Origin of the sequence: Campylobacter sp. P091 (assembly GCF_002138935.1) — a bacterium.
Taxonomy (GTDB): domain Bacteria; phylum Campylobacterota; class Campylobacteria; order Campylobacterales; family Campylobacteraceae; genus Campylobacter; species Campylobacter devanensis.
Window position 1 is genome coordinate 82054 of sequence record NZ_MJKZ01000002.1, and the last position, 18335, is coordinate 100388.

The 18335-nt window shown below is 33.1% G+C and carries 19 protein-coding genes; 16 read left to right on the top strand and 3 right to left on the bottom strand.

Annotated features, from left to right (window positions below; translation table 11 throughout):
• Nucleotides 1-31 precede the first annotated feature (31 nt).
• The gene (locus CIGNP91_RS02365) at nt 32-445 is read left to right on the top strand and encodes a hypothetical protein (protein WP_086253274.1); all 414 of its coding nucleotides are present in this window, start codon (nt 32-34) and stop codon (nt 443-445) included.
• Nucleotides 446-472: 27 nt separating this feature from the next.
• On the opposite strand, the gene cysK is transcribed toward CIGNP91_RS02365, so the two are convergent.
• From cysK to CIGNP91_RS02380, 3 genes are read right to left on the bottom strand one after another with little or no spacing between them, the layout of a single operon-like run.
• A complete protein-coding gene (gene cysK, locus CIGNP91_RS02370; RefSeq protein ID WP_086228035.1) occupies nt 473-1381 on the bottom strand; it encodes a cysteine synthase A in 909 nt (302 codons plus the stop codon).
• A 9-nt stretch (nt 1382-1390) separates the two neighbouring features.
• A complete protein-coding gene (locus CIGNP91_RS02375) occupies nt 1391-1804 on the bottom strand; it encodes an RrF2 family transcriptional regulator (protein ID WP_086226983.1) in 414 nt (137 codons plus the stop codon).
• Nucleotides 1801-3072 (bottom strand): O-acetylhomoserine aminocarboxypropyltransferase/cysteine synthase family protein, encoded by a 1272-nt coding sequence (locus CIGNP91_RS02380; RefSeq protein ID WP_086228034.1) that lies wholly within the window; start codon nt 3070-3072, stop codon nt 1801-1803. The genes CIGNP91_RS02375 and CIGNP91_RS02380 overlap by 4 nt, the downstream gene beginning before the upstream one ends.
• Before the next feature lie 256 nt (nt 3073-3328).
• Between CIGNP91_RS02380 and pseA the strand changes: the two genes are divergently transcribed.
• The 15 genes from pseA (at nt 3329) to mog (ending at nt 18309) form a co-directional block, all read left to right on the top strand.
• Nucleotides 3329-4465 carry a pseudaminic acid biosynthesis protein PseA gene (pseA, locus tag CIGNP91_RS02385; protein WP_086253275.1) on the top strand — a complete coding sequence of 379 codons (1137 nt, stop codon included), beginning with the start codon at nt 3329-3331 and terminating at the stop codon, nt 4463-4465.
• Between the two features lie 141 nt (nt 4466-4606).
• Entirely contained in the window at nt 4607-5833 is a 1227-nt protein-coding gene (locus tag CIGNP91_RS02390; RefSeq protein ID WP_086232118.1) for an argininosuccinate synthase, read from the top strand.
• A gap of 17 nt (nt 5834-5850) precedes the next feature.
• Nucleotides 5851-6912, top strand: a complete 1062-nt coding sequence (locus tag CIGNP91_RS02395) for a tyrosine-type recombinase/integrase (RefSeq protein WP_086232117.1) — start codon at nt 5851-5853, stop codon at nt 6910-6912.
• A 9-nt stretch (nt 6913-6921) separates the two neighbouring features.
• Nucleotides 6922-8109, top strand: a complete 1188-nt coding sequence (locus CIGNP91_RS02400; RefSeq protein WP_086235366.1) for an FtsW/RodA/SpoVE family cell cycle protein — start codon at nt 6922-6924, stop codon at nt 8107-8109.
• Nucleotides 8106-9122: an undecaprenyldiphospho-muramoylpentapeptide beta-N-acetylglucosaminyltransferase gene (gene murG / locus CIGNP91_RS02405; RefSeq protein ID WP_086253276.1), complete on the top strand. Its 1017-nt coding sequence runs from the start codon at nt 8106-8108 to the stop codon at nt 9120-9122. The genes CIGNP91_RS02400 and murG overlap by 4 nt, the downstream gene beginning before the upstream one ends.
• 151 nt (nt 9123-9273) lie before the next feature.
• Complete coding sequence (locus CIGNP91_RS02410; protein ID WP_086226990.1) at nt 9274-9570, top strand: HU family DNA-binding protein; 297 nt, start codon at nt 9274-9276, stop codon at nt 9568-9570.
• A gap of 99 nt (nt 9571-9669) precedes the next feature.
• A complete protein-coding gene (locus CIGNP91_RS02415; protein WP_086227203.1) occupies nt 9670-9915 on the top strand; it encodes an RNA-binding S4 domain-containing protein in 246 nt (81 codons plus the stop codon).
• Nucleotides 9899-10297, top strand: coding sequence for a tRNA (adenosine(37)-N6)-threonylcarbamoyltransferase complex ATPase subunit type 1 TsaE (gene tsaE / locus CIGNP91_RS02420; RefSeq protein WP_086226991.1), 399 nt, complete (start codon nt 9899-9901; stop codon nt 10295-10297). Before CIGNP91_RS02415 ends, tsaE begins: the two co-directional genes overlap by 17 nt.
• Entirely contained in the window at nt 10290-11018 is a 729-nt protein-coding gene (gene lptB, locus CIGNP91_RS02425; protein ID WP_086228028.1) for an LPS export ABC transporter ATP-binding protein, read from the top strand. Before tsaE ends, lptB begins: the two co-directional genes overlap by 8 nt.
• The gene (locus CIGNP91_RS02430; protein WP_086253277.1) at nt 11018-12256 is read left to right on the top strand and encodes an RNA polymerase factor sigma-54; all 1239 of its coding nucleotides are present in this window, start codon (nt 11018-11020) and stop codon (nt 12254-12256) included. Before lptB ends, CIGNP91_RS02430 begins: the two co-directional genes overlap by 1 nt.
• 50 nt (nt 12257-12306) lie before the next feature.
• Complete coding sequence (gene aroB / locus CIGNP91_RS02435) at nt 12307-13341, top strand: 3-dehydroquinate synthase (RefSeq protein WP_086253278.1); 1035 nt, start codon at nt 12307-12309, stop codon at nt 13339-13341.
• A complete protein-coding gene (locus CIGNP91_RS02440; RefSeq protein WP_086253279.1) occupies nt 13338-14891 on the top strand; it encodes a mechanosensitive ion channel family protein in 1554 nt (517 codons plus the stop codon). Before aroB ends, CIGNP91_RS02440 begins: the two co-directional genes overlap by 4 nt.
• Entirely contained in the window at nt 14888-16132 is a 1245-nt protein-coding gene (mtaB, locus tag CIGNP91_RS02445) for a tRNA (N(6)-L-threonylcarbamoyladenosine(37)-C(2))-methylthiotransferase MtaB (RefSeq protein ID WP_086253280.1), read from the top strand. The genes CIGNP91_RS02440 and mtaB overlap by 4 nt, the downstream gene beginning before the upstream one ends.
• On the top strand, nt 16119-17792 hold the full coding sequence (locus CIGNP91_RS02450) for an AAA family ATPase (RefSeq protein ID WP_180383201.1): 1674 nt from the start codon (nt 16119-16121) through the stop codon (nt 17790-17792). The genes mtaB and CIGNP91_RS02450 overlap by 14 nt, the downstream gene beginning before the upstream one ends.
• Nucleotides 17782-18309 carry a molybdopterin adenylyltransferase gene (gene mog / locus CIGNP91_RS02455; RefSeq protein WP_086228022.1) on the top strand — a complete coding sequence of 176 codons (528 nt, stop codon included), beginning with the start codon at nt 17782-17784 and terminating at the stop codon, nt 18307-18309. The genes CIGNP91_RS02450 and mog overlap by 11 nt, the downstream gene beginning before the upstream one ends.
• The last annotated feature ends 26 nt before the right edge of the window (nt 18310-18335 follow it).

An 18335-nucleotide genomic window follows, 5' to 3' on the forward strand; every position in this document is an offset into this window, starting at 1 on the left:
TATTTTATCTAATAATTATTAAGGATAAAATATGCAAATAAATAATATATCAAAAAATCAAAATGAAGTATATGACACTTCAAAGCATTATAAAAGCGATGCTGAATTTAAAGATATATTATCTCAAATGCTACAAAGTGATAGCAAAAGTAGTAGTGTAGATAGCGTTGATACTTTTAGAGATAATATAAATAAATACGGTATAATGAATACTGTAAATATTATGAATAATGAGAAAATTGAAAAGCAATTAGAGATCAAAAGAGCCGAGCTTTTAAAGGCATTAGATGTTTCAAATATGAATCCATCTGATAAAGCAGCAGCGCTTGCTAGTATCGAAGAGACACTAGATAGGTATAAAAAAGATTTACAAAAATTAAATTCAGCCTACGATAGTGAAAAATTAGAAAATAGCAGTCTTAAAAAGTTATTTGCAGTTATATGATTTGGAGTGAAATCACTCCAAAAAATTTTAATCATAAAGCACAGTTGATAGATATCTCTCGCCAGTATCGCATAAGATTGTTACGATTGTTTTGCCTGGATTTGCCTTTGCTACTTGGCTAGCGGCGTATATATTTGCTCCACTTGATATCCCGACTAATAATCCTTCTTTTTGAGCTAATGCTTTAGCAGTTGCGATAGCATCTTCATTTGAGACAGTTAAAAACTCATCTATAACATCTCTATTTAAATTTTTTGGTATGAAGTTAGCACCTATACCTTGGATCATATGTGGGCCGGCTTCGCCTTTGCTTAGAAGTGGTGATTTAGCTGGTTCAACTGCGATTACTTTGATATTTGGATTTTTAGATTTTAGTATCTCACCAACACCGCTTACCGTCCCGCCAGTACCAAATCCAGCGACTAATATATCGACTTTACCATCTGTATCATTCCAAATTTCAAGTGCGGTTGTCTTTTTATGCATTTCTGGGTTTGCAGGGTTATCAAATTGACTTGGGATAAAGCTATTTGGTATCTCTTTTGATAGCCTTAATGCTTCATCTACAGCGCCTTGCATACCATATTTTGGATCTGTTAATACTAGCTCAGCACCAAATGCTTTAAGTAATTTTTGGCGCTCAATACTCATTGAGCTTGGCATTGTTAAAATAATTTTAAGCCCACGCTCAGCTGCTATCATAGCTAGGCCTACACCTGTGTTGCCACTTGTTGGTTCTATGATTGTAGTGCTTTTATCAATTTTATTAGTTGCGATTGCGCTCTCAATCATATTTAAAGCGATTCTATCTTTAACCGAGTGGCTAGGATTTAGAAATTCGCATTTAGCTAAAATATTAGCCTCAACGCCGAATTTATTTATTTTGATAAGCGGAGTGTTGCCGATTAATTCGCTTACGCTATTTGCAATTTTCATCTTTATTCCTTAAATTATATAGTTCAGATATTTACCAGCTTGAGCTTGATCTATTTTAATACTGCTTAAAGGCTGCATAAAAAGCTCTTTTAACTTATCATTATACTCTTTGAAAAATAGATTATATAGATTATTTTCTAACTCTATATTTATTAGATTAAATTCATTTTCTAAGCTGTTAAATAGATCATAAAGGGTGATCTCATCTATAGGTTTGCTAAGATAATACCCACCCCTAATTCCTTTAATACTACCTACTATTCCATCTTTGCGAAGACTATTTAGAAGTTGTTCTAAATAGTTTTTTGAAACATTTATAGCTAATGAGATATCTTTTAAGGAGATAGGATTGCTTCTATCTCCTTTTGATATCTCAAGAATAGCCATCAAGCCATACACACCTTTGGTTGTAAGCAGGCTCATTTTAATGCTTCTTGAAGATCGCTTATTAAATCATCAGCGTTTTCTAGACCTATGCTTAATCGTATTAAGCCTGGACTAATGCCAGTGGCTGCTAATTCATCAACTGGAATTTGCTGATGAGTTGTGCTAGCTGGGTGAGTGATTATAGATTTGCTATCACCGATATTTACTACTACGCTAAAGATTTTGACGCTATCTAGCACTTTTTTAGCTGTTTCATAATCAGCTACTTCAAAGCTCAAAAGCCCACTAGCTAGGCCATCTGTGAAATTAGCTTTGACATATGCATTTAAATTTGAGCTTTTTAAGCCTGGGTAATTTACAGATTTTACCTTTGGATGAGATTCTAAGAACTCAGCTACTTTTAGCGCGTTTTTAGAGTGTTCTTTGACTCTGATACTTAGAGTTTCTAAGCCTTGTATTAATTGCCAAGCGTTAAATGCTGAAAGTGTAGCGCCAATATCTCTTAATAGACTTAGGCGAATTCTCAAAGTATATATATCAAAAGCCTCAACCAAATCAGCATATACTAGGCCGTGATAGCTCTCATCGGCTAGATTGAAGTGGTCATATCTTTTGTTGCCGACTAATTTTTGGTTTAGTTGTTCGCCAGCTACGATGGCACCAGCTACGCTAATGCCTTGTCCGCTGATATATTTGCTAGCACTATGAACTACGACATCTACACCTTTTTTGATTGGGTTAAATAAAATTGGAGTTGCAACTGTGTTATCAGCTACTGTCACTACGCCATATTTGTTGGCTATTTCAACGATTTTTTCTACATTTGCGATAGCTATTTGCGGATTTGATAGAGTTTCAAAGAATATAGCTTTTGTTTTATCATCTATCAAGGCTTCTAAATCATCAGCACTATCAGAATCAAAAATTTTAGCTTTTATACCAAATCTTTTAATAGTGTGAGTTAGAAGTGTAGTGGCACCACCATAAATTTTCTTAGCTACTATTATATTGTCGCCAGCTTCAGCTAAATTCGCAATTGCAAAGAATATCGCCGCTTGACCACTTGAAGTGCTAATAGCTGCTTTCCCATCTTCAAGGGCTGCAATGCGAGCTTCAAATATATCAAGAGTTGGGTTTGTAAGACGAGAATATATAGGCCCAAGCTCTTTTAGAGCAAATCTATTTGCCGCAGTCTCAGCTGTACCAAAATCATAAGCTGTGCTTTGATAAATAGGCACTGACATAGCACCTGTGCCAACCTTTGTATCATAACCATAATGTGTTGCTAAAGTTTCTTTTTGCATTTTATCTCCTTTTTACTCAAATTAATAAGCAAATTGTAGCAAAAAAATTTAATAATGTCAAGTAAATCAATAATATATCTATATTTTATTAAATTTATTTAATTTTTATCGGTAAAATGGATATTAAAATTATATACTATATTTATATTTATTTTTAAATATATCTATATATATGATTATAAATTTTAATTTTTTATTTTTTTTTTTTTTCAATTCAAGGTATAATTTGGCAAAAATTTTAAATTTAGGAGTTTTAATGAAATTCTGTAAAAGATGTGTCATGCCAGATACCAAGCCAAATTTAAATTTCGATGAAGATGGAATTTGCGATGCTTGTAGATCTCAAGAGGCAAAAAATAGTGATATTGATTGGCAAAGTAGAAGGGCTGAATTATTAGAGATTGTTAAAAAGTATAAAAAGCACCCAATTTATGATTGTGTGATTGGAGTAAGTGGTGGCAAGGATTCTACTTTTCAAGTTTTAACAATGTTAAATTTGGGTCTTAAACCACTTTGTGTATGCTTTGAGCCGACTATTCCAACAAAAGTAGGTCGCAAAAATTTAAAGAATTTAAATAGCATAGGTGTAGATATCATCCATATAAAAAGAGATCCAAATGTCTATAAAAAACTTGCCAAAGCAGCTTTTAAAAAAACTGGAGATAATGAGTGGCAAAACCATCTTGGGATATTCTCTTGTGTGCCACGCATTGCTGTGAGTTTTGGAATTCCATTAATAATTTGGGGCGAAAGTCCGCAATTAGAGTATGGTGGCCCAGCTTCATCAAAGGATAATAATATCTTAGATAAGGCTTGGCTAGATAGATTTGGCGGGCTTTTAGGAAGTAGTATAGAAGATATGATAGGTGTAGATGGCCTTACGCAAAAAGATCTATATTTTTACACTTATCCAAGTGATGAAGAGTTAAAAAGGGTAAATGTAACTGGTGTATTCTTAGGATATTATGTAAAATGGAATTATAAAGAGAATTTAAGAATTGCCAAAGAGCATGGCTTTAGCTGTTCTGATCGCCCAGTAGAGACTACATATGAAAATTTTGAGAATTTGGATTGCTATTCTAATCATCTACATGACTATTTAAAATACTGTAAATATGGCTTTGGTAGAGCCACTGATAATGCGTGTATCGATATTAGATTGGGTTATATAGATAGAGAAGAGGGCGTAAGATTAGTAAATAAATATGATGGCAAACCACCTAAAAAGGCTATTAAAAAATATCTTGAGTATAGCGGATTTAGCGATGATGAGTTTTGGAAAATTGTAGATTCATTTACCAATAAAGATATATTTAAATGTGATGAAAATGGCAAATTTTTGCGTGATATAGATGGCTCATTAATCCGCAAAGAGAATACAATACTCAAATAATTTTATAAATTTGGAGCAACTCTAGCTCCAAATTTAACCAAGCTTCATAATAACTTAAATTCAAAATAACCAAATCATATAAAATATCAAATTTTAAGCATATTTTGGCTACAATACCCCATTTTATTTAAGGGAGCAAAGATGAAAGCAAAAGATGTCAAAAAGGTAGTTTTGGCCTATAGTGGCGGACTTGATACTAGTATAATTTTAAAGTGGCTACAAGATGAGTATAAATGCGAAGTTGTTACATTTACAGCTGATATCGGTCAAGGCGAAGAGGTAGAGCCAGCAAGAGCCAAAGCGATTAGCCTTGGTATAAAACCTGAAAATATATTTATTGAAGATCTTAAAGAGGAATTTGTGCGTGACTTTGTATTTCCTATGTTTAGGGCAAATGCTATATATGAAGGTGAGTATCTTTTAGGCACATCGATTGCTAGACCATTAATAGCTAAAAGACTTGTAGAGATAGCAGCAAAGACTGGGGCTGATTGTATCAGCCATGGCGCTACGGGCAAGGGAAATGATCAAGTTAGATTTGAGATTGGTGCTTATGCTTTAAATCCAAATATCAAAGTTATTGCCCCTTGGAGAGAGTGGGATCTAGATAGTCGTGAAAAACTTCTAGCTTACGCTGCAAAACATGGTATAGATATTAGTAAGAAAAAAGGTAAATCTCCATACTCAATGGATGCGAATTTGCTTCATATATCTTATGAAGGGTTGATTTTAGAAAATCCAAATAACGCACCTGAAGATGATATGTGGCGTTGGACTACAAGCCCAAAAGATGCTCCAAATGAGAGCGAAATTATAGAAATTACATACAAAAATGGCGATCCAGTAGCGCTAAATGGCAAAGAGCTAAATCCTAGCCAAATGCTTCAAGAGCTAAATAGACTTGGTGCTAAACATGGTATTGGCAGACTTGATATAGTCGAAAATCGCTATGTAGGGATGAAAAGCCGTGGCTGCTATGAAACCCCAGGTGGGACTATAATGCTAAAAGCTCATAGGGCAATTGAGAGTATAACCTTAGATAGAGAGGCAGCGCATTTAAAAGATGAATTAATGCCAAGATATGCTAAATTAATCTATAATGGATATTGGTTTTCTCCAGAAAGAAAGATGCTTCAAGCTGCTATCGATGAGAGCCAAAAGCATGTAAATGGCGTAGTAAGAGTAGAATTATATAAAGGCAATGTTATAATAATTGGTAGAGATAGCAAGAGCGATAATCTATTTAACGAAGCTTATTGTACCTTTGAAGAAGATAGTGTATATGACCAAAAAGATGCAAATGGATTTATCAAACTAAATGCTCTTCGTTTTATCATCGCTGGTAAAAATGGTAGAAAAATTGATTAATAGAATTTAACCAAGCTATGAAGTATAAGTTAGATTGTAAAGATAATTTCAAAAGCTCTATGCTATTTTGGCTTGGTAGATTTGTAAAGTATAAGTTAAATTCTTTATCAAATAAAGAATTAAAAGATCCTAAAGCCCTAGCTAGTATCAATTTAGCTCTATCAAAGAATATAGATAATATTGATGAGCTTGATATTTTAGCAAAGGCTGCTAGAAATGCAGGATTAACAGGGATAAATACATATTTTAACCCACTGAAAAAAATTTACGAAACGCTATGTTATTATGAATTAGAAAGCATTACACAGATTGATGAGGATTTAATCAGTGAGGTGTTAGCTAGTTGCACTGGCTCATTAAGCGATGCGAGTAAGAAAAATTATAGAATAGCAGCTATAAATTTCTTTGGCTATTTAAGCAAACAAAATGAAGAAAATGGCAAATCTCATATATTTGATATTGAGCTTAAAAATTGGGGTGGAATTAGCGGAAGGCGTGGTGCTAAGCTACCTGAATTTATGGGTGAAGATGAAGTAAAGAGATTTATAGCGGCTATTGATACGGCTGAATTTAAGAGCAATACGCATAGAAATAGATTAATTATAAAGATTATTATTTTTACTGGAATGCGTGTGAGCGAAGCTATAAATTTAAAACGAAAAGATATTAGCCAAGAGGGTGATTTGTATATCATTAGGATACGAGGTAAGGGTAATAAATATAGGGTTGTGATGGTCAAAAAACATCTCATAGATACACTTTTAGACTCTATAGCTATCAACTATATAAATCAAGATGGATATATATTTGTCAATCGCAATGGTGGGAAATTAACCCAAGCTTATGTGAGTAGAATAGTGGAGCAAATTTTGTTTCAAGCTGGCATTAGAAAGGGCAAAAATGGCGCTCACATGCTTAGGCACACATTTGCCACAATGCTATATAAAAAGCAAAAAGATCTAGTCTTAGTCCAAGAAGCGCTAGGTCACGCTAGTCTAGACACATCTAGAATTTACACACATTTTGATAGTGATAAGCTCAAATTAGCCGCCAAAGTGGCTGAAGAGTTAAATGATTAGGAGAGCTAAATGTATGAGGTAGATTCTAGGCTATTTTATGCTTGTATTGTGCTAATTGCTATTGGAATGATATTTTCGCTCTCATTGCCAGCTTTTACTGTGCTTTATTACGATTATTCTAGTTATCACTTTTTCCTTAGGCAGTTCGTGGTTGGATTTGTGGGGATTTTTATTATGTGGAAGCTCTCACAAATAGACCCAGATAAGCGTTGTATTGGTTCGCTTACAACATTTGAAGTAATTGGTTTTACGCTATTTTTTGGTTCATTTTTAGCAATGATTGTGATGCAATTTTTACCCACATCGCTTGTACCAGTTACTGGTGGGGCAAAGCGTTGGATACGGCTTGGTCCAATTTCTCTCTCTCCGGTTGAATTTTTTAAAATCGGTTTTGTGTTTTTTTTAGCATGGAGTTTTACACGTAAACTAGATCACAATAAAAAGCGTTTAAAAGATGAGTTTGTCTTACTTTTTCCATATTTTATTTTATTTGCTATTGCGGTATTTTTGATTGCAATTTTGCAAAAAGATCTAGGTCAAGTGGTGGTTTTAGCACTAACTTTGATAGTTTTGGCGACATTTGCTGGGACTAGTAAGAGATTTTTTGGTTTGTTTGGTTTGGCTGGGGTGATTTTGGTGTTTTTTGCTATTATAACCCAAGAGCATAGGATTAGGAGATTTCAGTCTTGGTGGGTAACAAATCAAGATTTTGTATTGTCATTTTTACCTGCTAGTATGGCTGATATTTTAAGAGTTAGTGGAGCAGAAGAGCCATATCAAATAGGCCACTCTCTAAATGCAATTTATCATGGCGGGTTTTTTGGTGTGGGGCTTGGTAATGGGACTTTTAAGCTTGGATTTTTAAGTGAGGTTCACACAGATTTTGTGCTAGCTGGAATTGCTGAAGAACTTGGATTTATTGGTATTTTTTGTATTACTTTGATGATGATTTATGTAATTTTTAGAATACTTAAGATCTCTTCAAGAAACAAAAATAGAGTATATCATCTATTTGGGCTAGGTGTTGGTACGATTATTACTATGGCATTTTTGATTAATTCATATGGTATTACATCAATTACGCCAATTAAAGGGATTGCTGTTCCGTTTTTAAGTTATGGTGGTAGCTCTATTTTAGCACTTTGTGTAGGAATTGGAATGGTACTTATGATTAGTAAAAAGGCGGATTTATCATGATAGCGATAACTGGCGGTGGAACTGGCGGGCATTTGGCTATTGCTAGAGCGCTTGGGCGTGAGCTAAATTTGCGTGGCCTTAAAGCTATTTTTATTGGTTCAAGTAGTGGGCAAGATAGAATGTGGTTTGAAGATTCAGATATATTTAAAGCTTGCTATTTTTTAGATAGTAGTGGTGTAGTAAATAAACGTGGATTTGGCAAGGTATTATCTTTAGTTAATATTTTAAATTTAGCATTTAAATGTAAGCATATTTTTGATACTCATGGCATTAAAATGATAATTAGTGTAGGCGGATATAGTGCAGCACCTGCGGCTATTGGAGCGATTATATATAATAAAAGGCTATATATTCACGAGCAAAATGCAATAATTGGTAGATTAAATTTATTGTTAAAACCGTTTGCTAAAGGATTTTTTAGCTCATATTTTAAGCCAAAATTTGATTATCCAGTAGATGATAGATTTTTTAAAATTGCTAGAATTAGGCAAGATTTTAAAGTAATTTTATTTTTAGGTGGTTCACAAGGAGCTAATTTTATTAATACTTTAGCATTAAATTTAGCTCCAAATTTAGCCCAAAATGGTATAAAAATTATTCATCAATGTGGCCAAAAAGAGTATGATGCAATGATACGTAAATATCAAGAACTAAATATAGAGGCTGAAGTTTTCGCTTTTAGTAAAGATATTGAACATTATATGAATAGAGCTGATTTTTGTATTAGTAGGGCTGGAGCTAGTACTATTTGGGAGCTTTGTGCGGCTGGGTTACCTACGATTTTTATTCCATTTCCTTATGCGGCTAATAATCATCAATTTTATAATGCAAAATTTTTGTGTGATCAAGGTGCTGGAATGATTGTAAGTCAAGATGAGTTAAATTTAGATAGTGTAAAAGAGATGATTTATAATGCAAATTTAAAAGAAATTTCTCAAAAACTATTAAATTTAATAGATAAAAATGGCTCAAAAATTATCATTAATGAGATTTTGAAAAATTGTAAAAAATAGTGATTTTATGGTTATTTATTTAGAAGTTTTAAATTTATATCAAAAAATTGTGCAAAATGGCTTAATTTTTATGTAAAAATGGACTAAACCCTTGAATTTAGCGGTAAAATAGTGTAGAATTAGAATGTAAATTTCCACATAAGGATTAACAATGACAAAAGCAGAATTTGTAAGCCTAGTAGCTGCTAAAGCCAGCTTAACTAAAAAAGATGCAGAAGCTGCACTTGATGGTGTGCTTGAGACAATCAGCGAAGTGCTAACAAAAGGCGATAGCGTAACTTTTGTTGGTTTTGGTACTTTTAGTATATCAGAAAGAGCTGCTAGAACGGCTAAAGTTCCAAGTACTGGTAAAGAAGTTAAAGTTCCAGCTAAAAAAGTTGTTAAATTTAAAGTTGGTAAAAATTTAAAAGATGCAGTTGCTAGCTGCAAAACTTGTAAGAAAAAATAATCTTCTCCCTCTTCACTTGAAGAGGGTTTTATGTTATATTCCATCGTAAAATTTATAAATTAAAATCAAAATTCAGCCAAATTTAGCTAAAATATGTCTATGAGAGTAGATAAATTTTTAAATACAGTTAATATTACTAAGCGTAGAGCCATTAGCGAAGATATGTGTAAAAGTGGCGTTGTGAGTATCAATGGTATTGTAGCAAAACCTAGCAAAGATGTTAAAATTGGCGATAAGATTACGATTAAATTTATTGCTAAAGAGGTTAGCTATGAGGTTTTAGCTATTCCAGCAACCAAATCAATTCCAAAAAGTGATCAAAATAGCTATGTTAAAGAGATTTAAGTTAGGCTTAAATGAGCTAGATGCTCTTATAAATGAGTTACCAAATAGTGGAATTATTGCCCTTAGAGGTAATCTAGCCAGTGGCAAAACAACACTTAGTAAAGCTATCATAAATAAGAATAATCCAGCCATTGTAACCTCTCCAACTTTTAGTATAATGCAAGATTATGGTCAAATTTACCATTATGATATTTATCAGGGCGGATTTGAGGCTATTAAAAGAAATGGTCTGTATGAGAATTTATATGAAGATGGTTTACATATTGTTGAATGGGCTGATGATGAGCTGCTTAAATTTGCTAACAATAATGGGTTAGATATATGTATTGTAGATATTATAGTTAGTGGCAATGAGAGAGTTTATGAGGTAAGATATGCATAGATTAGAAGTCTTAAATTTAAAGAAAAATATTAAAAAAACAAATATTATAAACGGTGTTTCGTTAGAGATTAAAAGCGGTGAAGTCGTAGGACTTTTAGGGCCAAATGGTGCTGGTAAAACTACGACATTTTATATGATTTGCGGATTAATCTTGCCTAGTAGTGGACAGATTATGCTAGATGGTAAAGATATAACTTCTAATCCATTACATAAAAGAGCTATGCAAGGTATTGGCTATTTGCCTCAAGAAAGTAGTATTTTTAAGGATTTAACAGTTGAAGAAAATCTAACTTTAGCAGCACAAATAGTATATAAAGATAGCAAAAGCATCGATGCAAAGGTTGAAGAGATGCTAAATTTGCTAAATATAGAGCCGATTCGTTCTAGAAAAGGGCTTAGTCTAAGTGGCGGTGAGAGGCGAAGATGTGAAATTGCTAGAAGTTTGATGATTATGCCTAAATTTTTACTACTTGATGAACCTTTTGCTGGGGTTGACCCAATTGCAGTAGCTGATATTCAAAATATTATAAATGATTTAAAAAAGCTAAATATTGGAATCTTAATCACTGATCATAATGTGCGTGAAACTTTAGCAATCTGCGATAGGGCTTATGTAATAAAAAGTGGAACGCTACTAGCTAGTGGAAGCGCAAACGAGGTGGCAAATAATCAGCTTGTTAGAACCCATTATCTGGGTGAAGAGTTTAGATTGTTAGACTAATGAAACTATCTCAAAAACTCACTACTAAAGCTAAATTAAATCAAACTTTACGAAGTTGGTTGCCTATTTTACAGGCTTCTAGTGATGAGTTAAAGGAGACTTTAGAACCATTTATCGAGAAAAATCCATTTGTACAGCTTGAGCCAAATCCAAAAAGTAGATCGTTAAATTTCTATAACGACCTATACAAAACCAGCATAAGCGATACGATAGAATCAAGTATAGTTTATAAAGAGAGTCTTTATGAGAAATTATATAGGCAAATTGATGATAGATTATTTCCATCTAAAAAATCCAAAGAGATTGCAAATTTGATCATAGAGTGTATTAATAGTGAGGGTTATTTTGAGTGGGATGATGGAATTTTTATAGGATTTAGTAAAGATGAAGTTGAGCGAGTTCGTGCTAGATTTGCCTATTTAGAGCCTGTTGGGGTAGGGGCCGTAGATTATAAAGAGAGTTTTATATTTCAACTTGATGAGCTTTGCGATGATGATGAGATTTATGAGCTGTGTGTTGAAATTATTCAAAATTTTGAAAATATAAGTAAATTTACAAAGCGTAAAAATTATGAAGCTGCTATGAGCTTACTAAAGAAATTTAAAAATCCTCCAGCAATTGAGTATATGGATGATGAGATGTTGGTAATACCTGATATATTTGTCTATGATAGTGATGGCGGGATTGAAGTAGCTATAAATGATGAATTTTATCCAAATATTCATATAGATATTGAAGGTATAGATGAAAAAAGTGAATTCGTCTCAAGTAAAATAAAAGAAGCAAAAGATCTAATTGATGCTTTAGAGATGCGTAAATCCACACTTCACAAGATTGGCTTAATGATAATAGAGTATCAATATGACTACTTTTTTGGTGGCGATATAAAGCCGATGAAATTAAAAGATATTGCTGAGGATTTAGGTAGAAATCCATCTACAATTAGCCGTGCTATCCAAAATAAATATCTAAGCTCAAAGCGTGGAATCGTCCCGCTTAAAAACTTCTTTGCAGCTGCAGCGTCTCAAGAGGTTTCAAATGCTGCTATTAAGGAATTTTTATTAAATTTAATTAAAAATGAAAATAGGGCTAAGCCACTTAGTGATGAGGCGATTTTGGCTAAGATTGAAGATGAATTTAATATCAAGCTAGTTAGAAGAACAATAACTAAATATCGCAAAATGCTAAATATCGCTAGCTCAAGCGAACGCAAAAAATTATACGCAATTCAAGGATAATTAAAGAGTAATTAAAGGTGAGTTGGATAAAATCAAAAAAAGGATAAAATATGCAAATTGATATAAATTTAGACAAAAATAGCTACAAAGTATATATAGATGAGCTTTCTAAGCTTAAATTCAAAGGCAAAGTCGCAATCATCACAAATTCCAAAGTCGGTGGATTATACCTAAATGATATCTTATCAATAGTTGAAGCTGATGAAAAGTATGTAATCACCATAGCAGATGGAGAAGAGTATAAAAATTTAGCTACAATCGAAGATATTTTAGAACAGCTTTTTGTAAGTAGATTGGATCGCTCTAGCACTATAATTGCTCTTGGTGGTGGGGTGATTAGCGATATGAGTGGATTTACGGCTAGTATTTATGAGCGTGGGATTGACTTTATTACTATCCCTACTACTCTTTTGGCTCAAGTTGATGCTAGTGTGGGTGGCAAAACTGGGGTAAATAATAAATTTGGTAAAAATCTAATCGGTAGTTTTTATCAACCTAAGGCGGTCTATTGTGAGAGTAGATTTTTAAAGAGTTTGCCTAAGCGTGAATTTGCCGCTGGGATCGCTGAGGCGATTAAGATGGCTATTATGTTTGATAGAGAGTTTTTTGAATTTTTTGAGAGTTGTGATATAAATAATCAAGATGATTTAACCAAAATTATCAAACGATGTGTTGAGTTAAAAGCTATGGTAGTTAGCCAAGATGAGCGTGAAAAGGGGCTTAGAGCAGTGTTAAACTACGGACATACCTTTGCTCATGTGATAGAAAACGAGCTAAATTACAAGGGGCTTTTACACGGCGAAGCGGTGGCTATAGGGATGAATATGGCAAATAGATTAGCTCTAAATTTAGGGCTTTTGAGTGTTAAGGAATTTGATAGGATAGAGAATTTATTAATCAAATTTGATCTACCAACAAAGTATAAAATCAAAGATGAAAACGCATTTTATAACGCATTTAGTCTAGATAAAAAGAGTGAAAATAGCGTGATTAAATTCATCCTACCTAATGGAATTGGCAAAAATCTTATAAAAAGTGATATTTCTAAAGAGCGAGTATTAGAAATTTTAGGGCTATTTAAATGAGTAAAATTATAAAAATTTTGCTATTTTTGGCTCTCTCTTTGATGGCTGAGGAGAGTCAAATTTCGATACTAAATGAGAATATAAATAGATTAGACGCAACTCTAAAAGGCAATATCTGGCTGATAAAATATGCCAATTACAACACATACCAAAATCTTCTTTTGGAGTTAGAACAGGCTCAAAATCAATTAAAAAATGGTAAATTTGAACAAAATAAAGATGAATTAAATAGCAGAGTTTCAAGCTTAAAAGAGCAGATTGAGTTATTAAAAGAGTATGAAAAATCTCCATTTCAAAGTATGCTAGCTGTGCCAGATGTAGAAGAGGAGTATAAGATCACAAATCCAATTGCAATAATTGGAGGATTTTCGTATCTTAAGAGATTAAAAGGACAAAAAAGTGAGTATTATAGTCGCTTAGCTCAGCTTGAAGTAGCTGTAGATATTCTTAGCAAGAAGCAAAATTTGCTTCAAGAGCTATATGATTTAAATAAAACAGCAACAAATTACGCAAATTTAGTTGAGATTAATAGAACTTTAAGTGAATTTAATATCGCCAAAGAGATTGCCACAACAACATTTGGAGTATATCAAACTAGATTAGATGAGACAATTAGCCGTGCTACTGATAGCCTAACTTCACAGATCAAAGAGACATTAACTATATTTTTTACTATTATTATTGTGATTTTGATTGGATTTTTACTTAAATTTACAGCCAAAAAATATGTAATTGATAATCAAAAATTCTACACTATAAATAAATTTATAAATGTTATAAACTTTACTATTATTATTTTTATTTTACTTTTTGCATATATAGAAAATGTTAGCTATATGGTTACGATTCTTGGTTTTGCCTCTGCTGGTTTGGCAATTGCTATGAAAGATATGTTTATGAGTTTGCTTGGGTGGAGTGTGATTATCTTTGGCGGGACATTCCATGTGGGCGATAGAATTCGTGTAAGGTATCAAAATGGAGATTATGTAGGTGATATTATAGATATTAGCTTACTTAGAATGACAATTTATGAAGACATTACACTAACGACATATAAAGTAAATCGCAGAAGTGGTAGGATTATATTTATACCAAATAACTATATATTTACAGAACTCATTGCCAACTACACTCACAGCGGTATGAAAACCGTATGGGATGGGATTGATATAATGCTAAGTTATGATAGCAACCACAAAAAAGCGATGCATATAATCAAAAATATAGCAAGAAAGTATTCAAAAGGTTATACTGATATAGCTAAGCAGCAGATGAATAAATTACGAGATCAGTATAATATAAAAAATACAAATGTAGAGCCTAGAATATTTAGCTTTTTTGAGCCTTATGGGATTAATATTAGTGTTTGGTATATGAATAATTCTTATGGTACATTAGCTCTTCGTAGTACTATTAGTGCTGAGATTATAGAGGCATTAAATGCTGAAAATGATATCAAAATCGCTTATCCGACTCAGACGCTATTTATGGGAAGACATACTGGTAAAATCGAGCAACAATTAGAATTAGATAAGGAAAATTTAGATTGAGAGTATATTTTAAAACATTTGGATGTAGGACAAATATCTATGATACTGAGCTTTTAAAAAGTTATGTAAAAAATTATGAAATAGTTAATGATGATAATATCGCTGATATTATAGTGGTAAATTCATGTACTGTTACAAATGGTGCAGATAGCGGAGTAAGAAACTATATAAATAGTATGCGTAATAGCGGCAAAAAAGTAATCTTAACTGGTTGTGGAGCAGTTAGCAAAGGTGATGAATTATTTAAAAGTTCAGCTATTTTTGGAGTTCTTGGTGCTAGTAATAAGAGTAAAATTGATGAAATGTTAGGTAAGAGTGAGCCGTTTTATGAGCTAGGAGATCTAAATTTCATCGATAAAAATATAGTAAGTAACTATGAAAATCACACCAAAGCTTTTATTAAAATTCAAGAAGGATGCGATTTTGCCTGTAGCTACTGTATTATTCCAAGTGTTAGGGGATTTAGTAGAAGTATAGATGAGGATATAATATTAAAAGAGGCTAAAATTTTAGCAAGTAATGGCTATAGCGAGATAGTATTAACTGGTACAAATATCGGTAGCTACGGCAAAGGTGTTGGAACTAGTCTTGGCAGATTAGTAGCGCATTTGGGTAAAATTAATGGAATTAAGCGAATTCGTCTTGGAAGTATTGAACCAAGTCAGATTGATGAGAGTTTTAGAGAAATTGTACACGAGCCATGGTTAGAGAGACATCTACATATAGCACTTCAGCATACCAGTCAACAGATGCTTACTATAATGAATAGAAGAAATAGAGCCTTAAGAGATTTAGATCTATTTTGTGAGCTAAGCTCAATGGGGTTTGCGCTTGGGACTGATTTTATCGTAGGGCATCCAGGTGAAACGCCGCAAATATGGAATGAAGCTATAGAGAATTTTAATAAATTTCCATTAACGCATATTCATGCCTTTATCTTTAGCCCACGAAATGGCACCAAATCAGCCACAATGCCTATGGATGTTGATTCTCAAATTGCTAAAGAGCGGCTAAAAACGCTTCAAAATATCGTAGCACAAAATAATCTAAAATTTAGACAAAACAATGCTGATAGACCGCTAGATGTGTTAGTAGAGAAGCAATCAAATGGAGATATCTATGAGGGTTGGGATCAATATTATAATAAAATCAAAATTAAAAGTTCTAAAAATATAGCAAAAGAGTGGATACATATAACAGATTATGAAATTATGCAGGAATCTAATTATGCTCAAATTTAGCCAAATAAAGCTACCTAAATTTAATAAAAAATCAGCCATAATCGCAGCTAGTATTGTTTTAGTATTGCTATTTGTAATTGCTATTTTTCGCTCAATGCCTAGTAAAATTACCCTATTAGAGTATGATAATTTTTTGCAAGCCGGAGTTATTCAAAATGCTATAATAGATGGCGATAGTGTGATAATTAAAGCATTAAATAGAAGTTATATAATTCCAAAAGAGATGATAAGCTTAAGCGAGTTAGGTCAAAGGGTCGCAGTAGAGAGTAGTGGTGATGGTGGCTTGATTTGGGTAGTTTTGATTTTAATGCTTTTAGCTGTAGTTGTATTTGTGGTTATTAAATTTACACCATTTATTAAGGTGGCAAAAAAACCACAAGAAAAAAGTGAGTCAGCCAATCTACTTGAGGGTGTATCTAATCAGATAACTCCAGTAGTCTCAGATATCTCATTTAACGATGTTGCAGGGATTAAAGATGTAAAAAGTGAGCTAATTGAGATAGTAGATTTTTTAAAAAATCCAACTAAATATTCAAATTTAGGCATTAAAATGCCAAAAGGCGTGCTAATGGTAGGCCCTCCAGGTGTTGGCAAAACACTAATAGCCAAAGCAGTAGCCGGAGAGGCAAATGTGCCATTTTTTTACCAAAGTGGAGCAAATTTTGTTCAAATTTATGCTGGAATGGGGGCAAAGCGTGTCAGAGAGCTTTTTAGTATGGCTAAAACATATGCACCAAGTATAATCTTTATTGATGAGATTGATGCTGTAGGCAAAGCTCGTGGTGGCAATAGAAGCGATGAGAGAGAGGCTACACTAAATCAGCTCTTAACTGAAATGGATGGGTTTTTAAGCAGTAGCGGTGTAGTTGTAATAGCAGCAACTAATAAGATTGAGATGATGGACGAAGCTTTATTGCGTAGTGGAAGATTTGATAGGCGTATATTTGTAGGAATGCCTGATATTAGCGATAGAAATGATATACTTAGTATATATTTGCAAGGCAAAAGACACTCAGTAGATATTGGTTTTGTAGCTAGAAGTACAACTGGATTTAGCGGAGCAGCACTTGCAACACTAGTAAATGAAGCAGCCATAAATGCATTAAGAAATGGCAGAGAGATTATAAATAATGATGACTTCAAGGCAGTGGAAAATAGGGTAATTGATGGTAAAAAACATCTTCATAGTCTAAGTCAAAACGAAAAGAAAATCCAAGCTATTTATCAATCAGCTAAGGCACTAATGGCTGAGTTTTGCGGTATTAATTTTAATCAAATTTCACTTTTAAATGATAAATTTGGTGCTAGCGATACATTTTTAAGCTCAAAAAGTGATCTTTTGGGGCTTATTAAAGTTCATTTAGCTGGTATTTGTGCGATGAATTTAATCACTGGTGAACTATATACTAATTCCAAAAATGATATAAAAATAGCTAAAAATATCGCTAGGGAACTAGTAATGGAGTATGGAATGGGGGATAGGATTATGCCTAGTGATGATGAGACTAGAGAGCTTTTAGAACGAATTCGCAGCGAAGTAAATGAGCTAATAGATAAGATGAGATCTGAGATAGATGCCTTGGCTAAATTTTTACTAGAAAATGAATTAGCAAGTAGAGCTGATGTAATAATGATAATACAAAGGATAAATAATGGCTAAAATAGGAGTATTAACACTAAGCGATAGAGCAAGTGCTGGAGTCTATGCAGATGAGAGCGGTGTGGCGATTCAAAATATACTAAAAGAGTGGGTAATAAGCGATTTAGAGTTTATTTATAGGGTTATACCTGATGATTATAAGTTAATAGTAAATAGTCTAGAACAAATGTGTGAGCAAGGTTGTGATATAGTATTTACTACTGGCGGGACAGGGCCAGCACCTAGAGATGTAACACCTGAAGCAACTGAAGCTGTATGTGAGAAAATGCTACCAGGATTTGGTGAATTAATGCGAAGTAGTAGTTTAAAGTATGTTCCTACAGCTATTTTATCTCGCCAAACAGCCGGCATTAAAGACCAGAGCTTAATAATTAATCTACCAGGTCAACCAAAAGCAATTAAAGAGTGTTTGGAACCTATTTTCCCAGCAATTCCATATTGTCTAGACCTAATTGGTGCGGCTTATATTGAGTGCGATGAGAATATTATGAAAGTATTTAGACCAAAGAAGAAGTAGATAATTAAAAATAATAAAAGGAATAT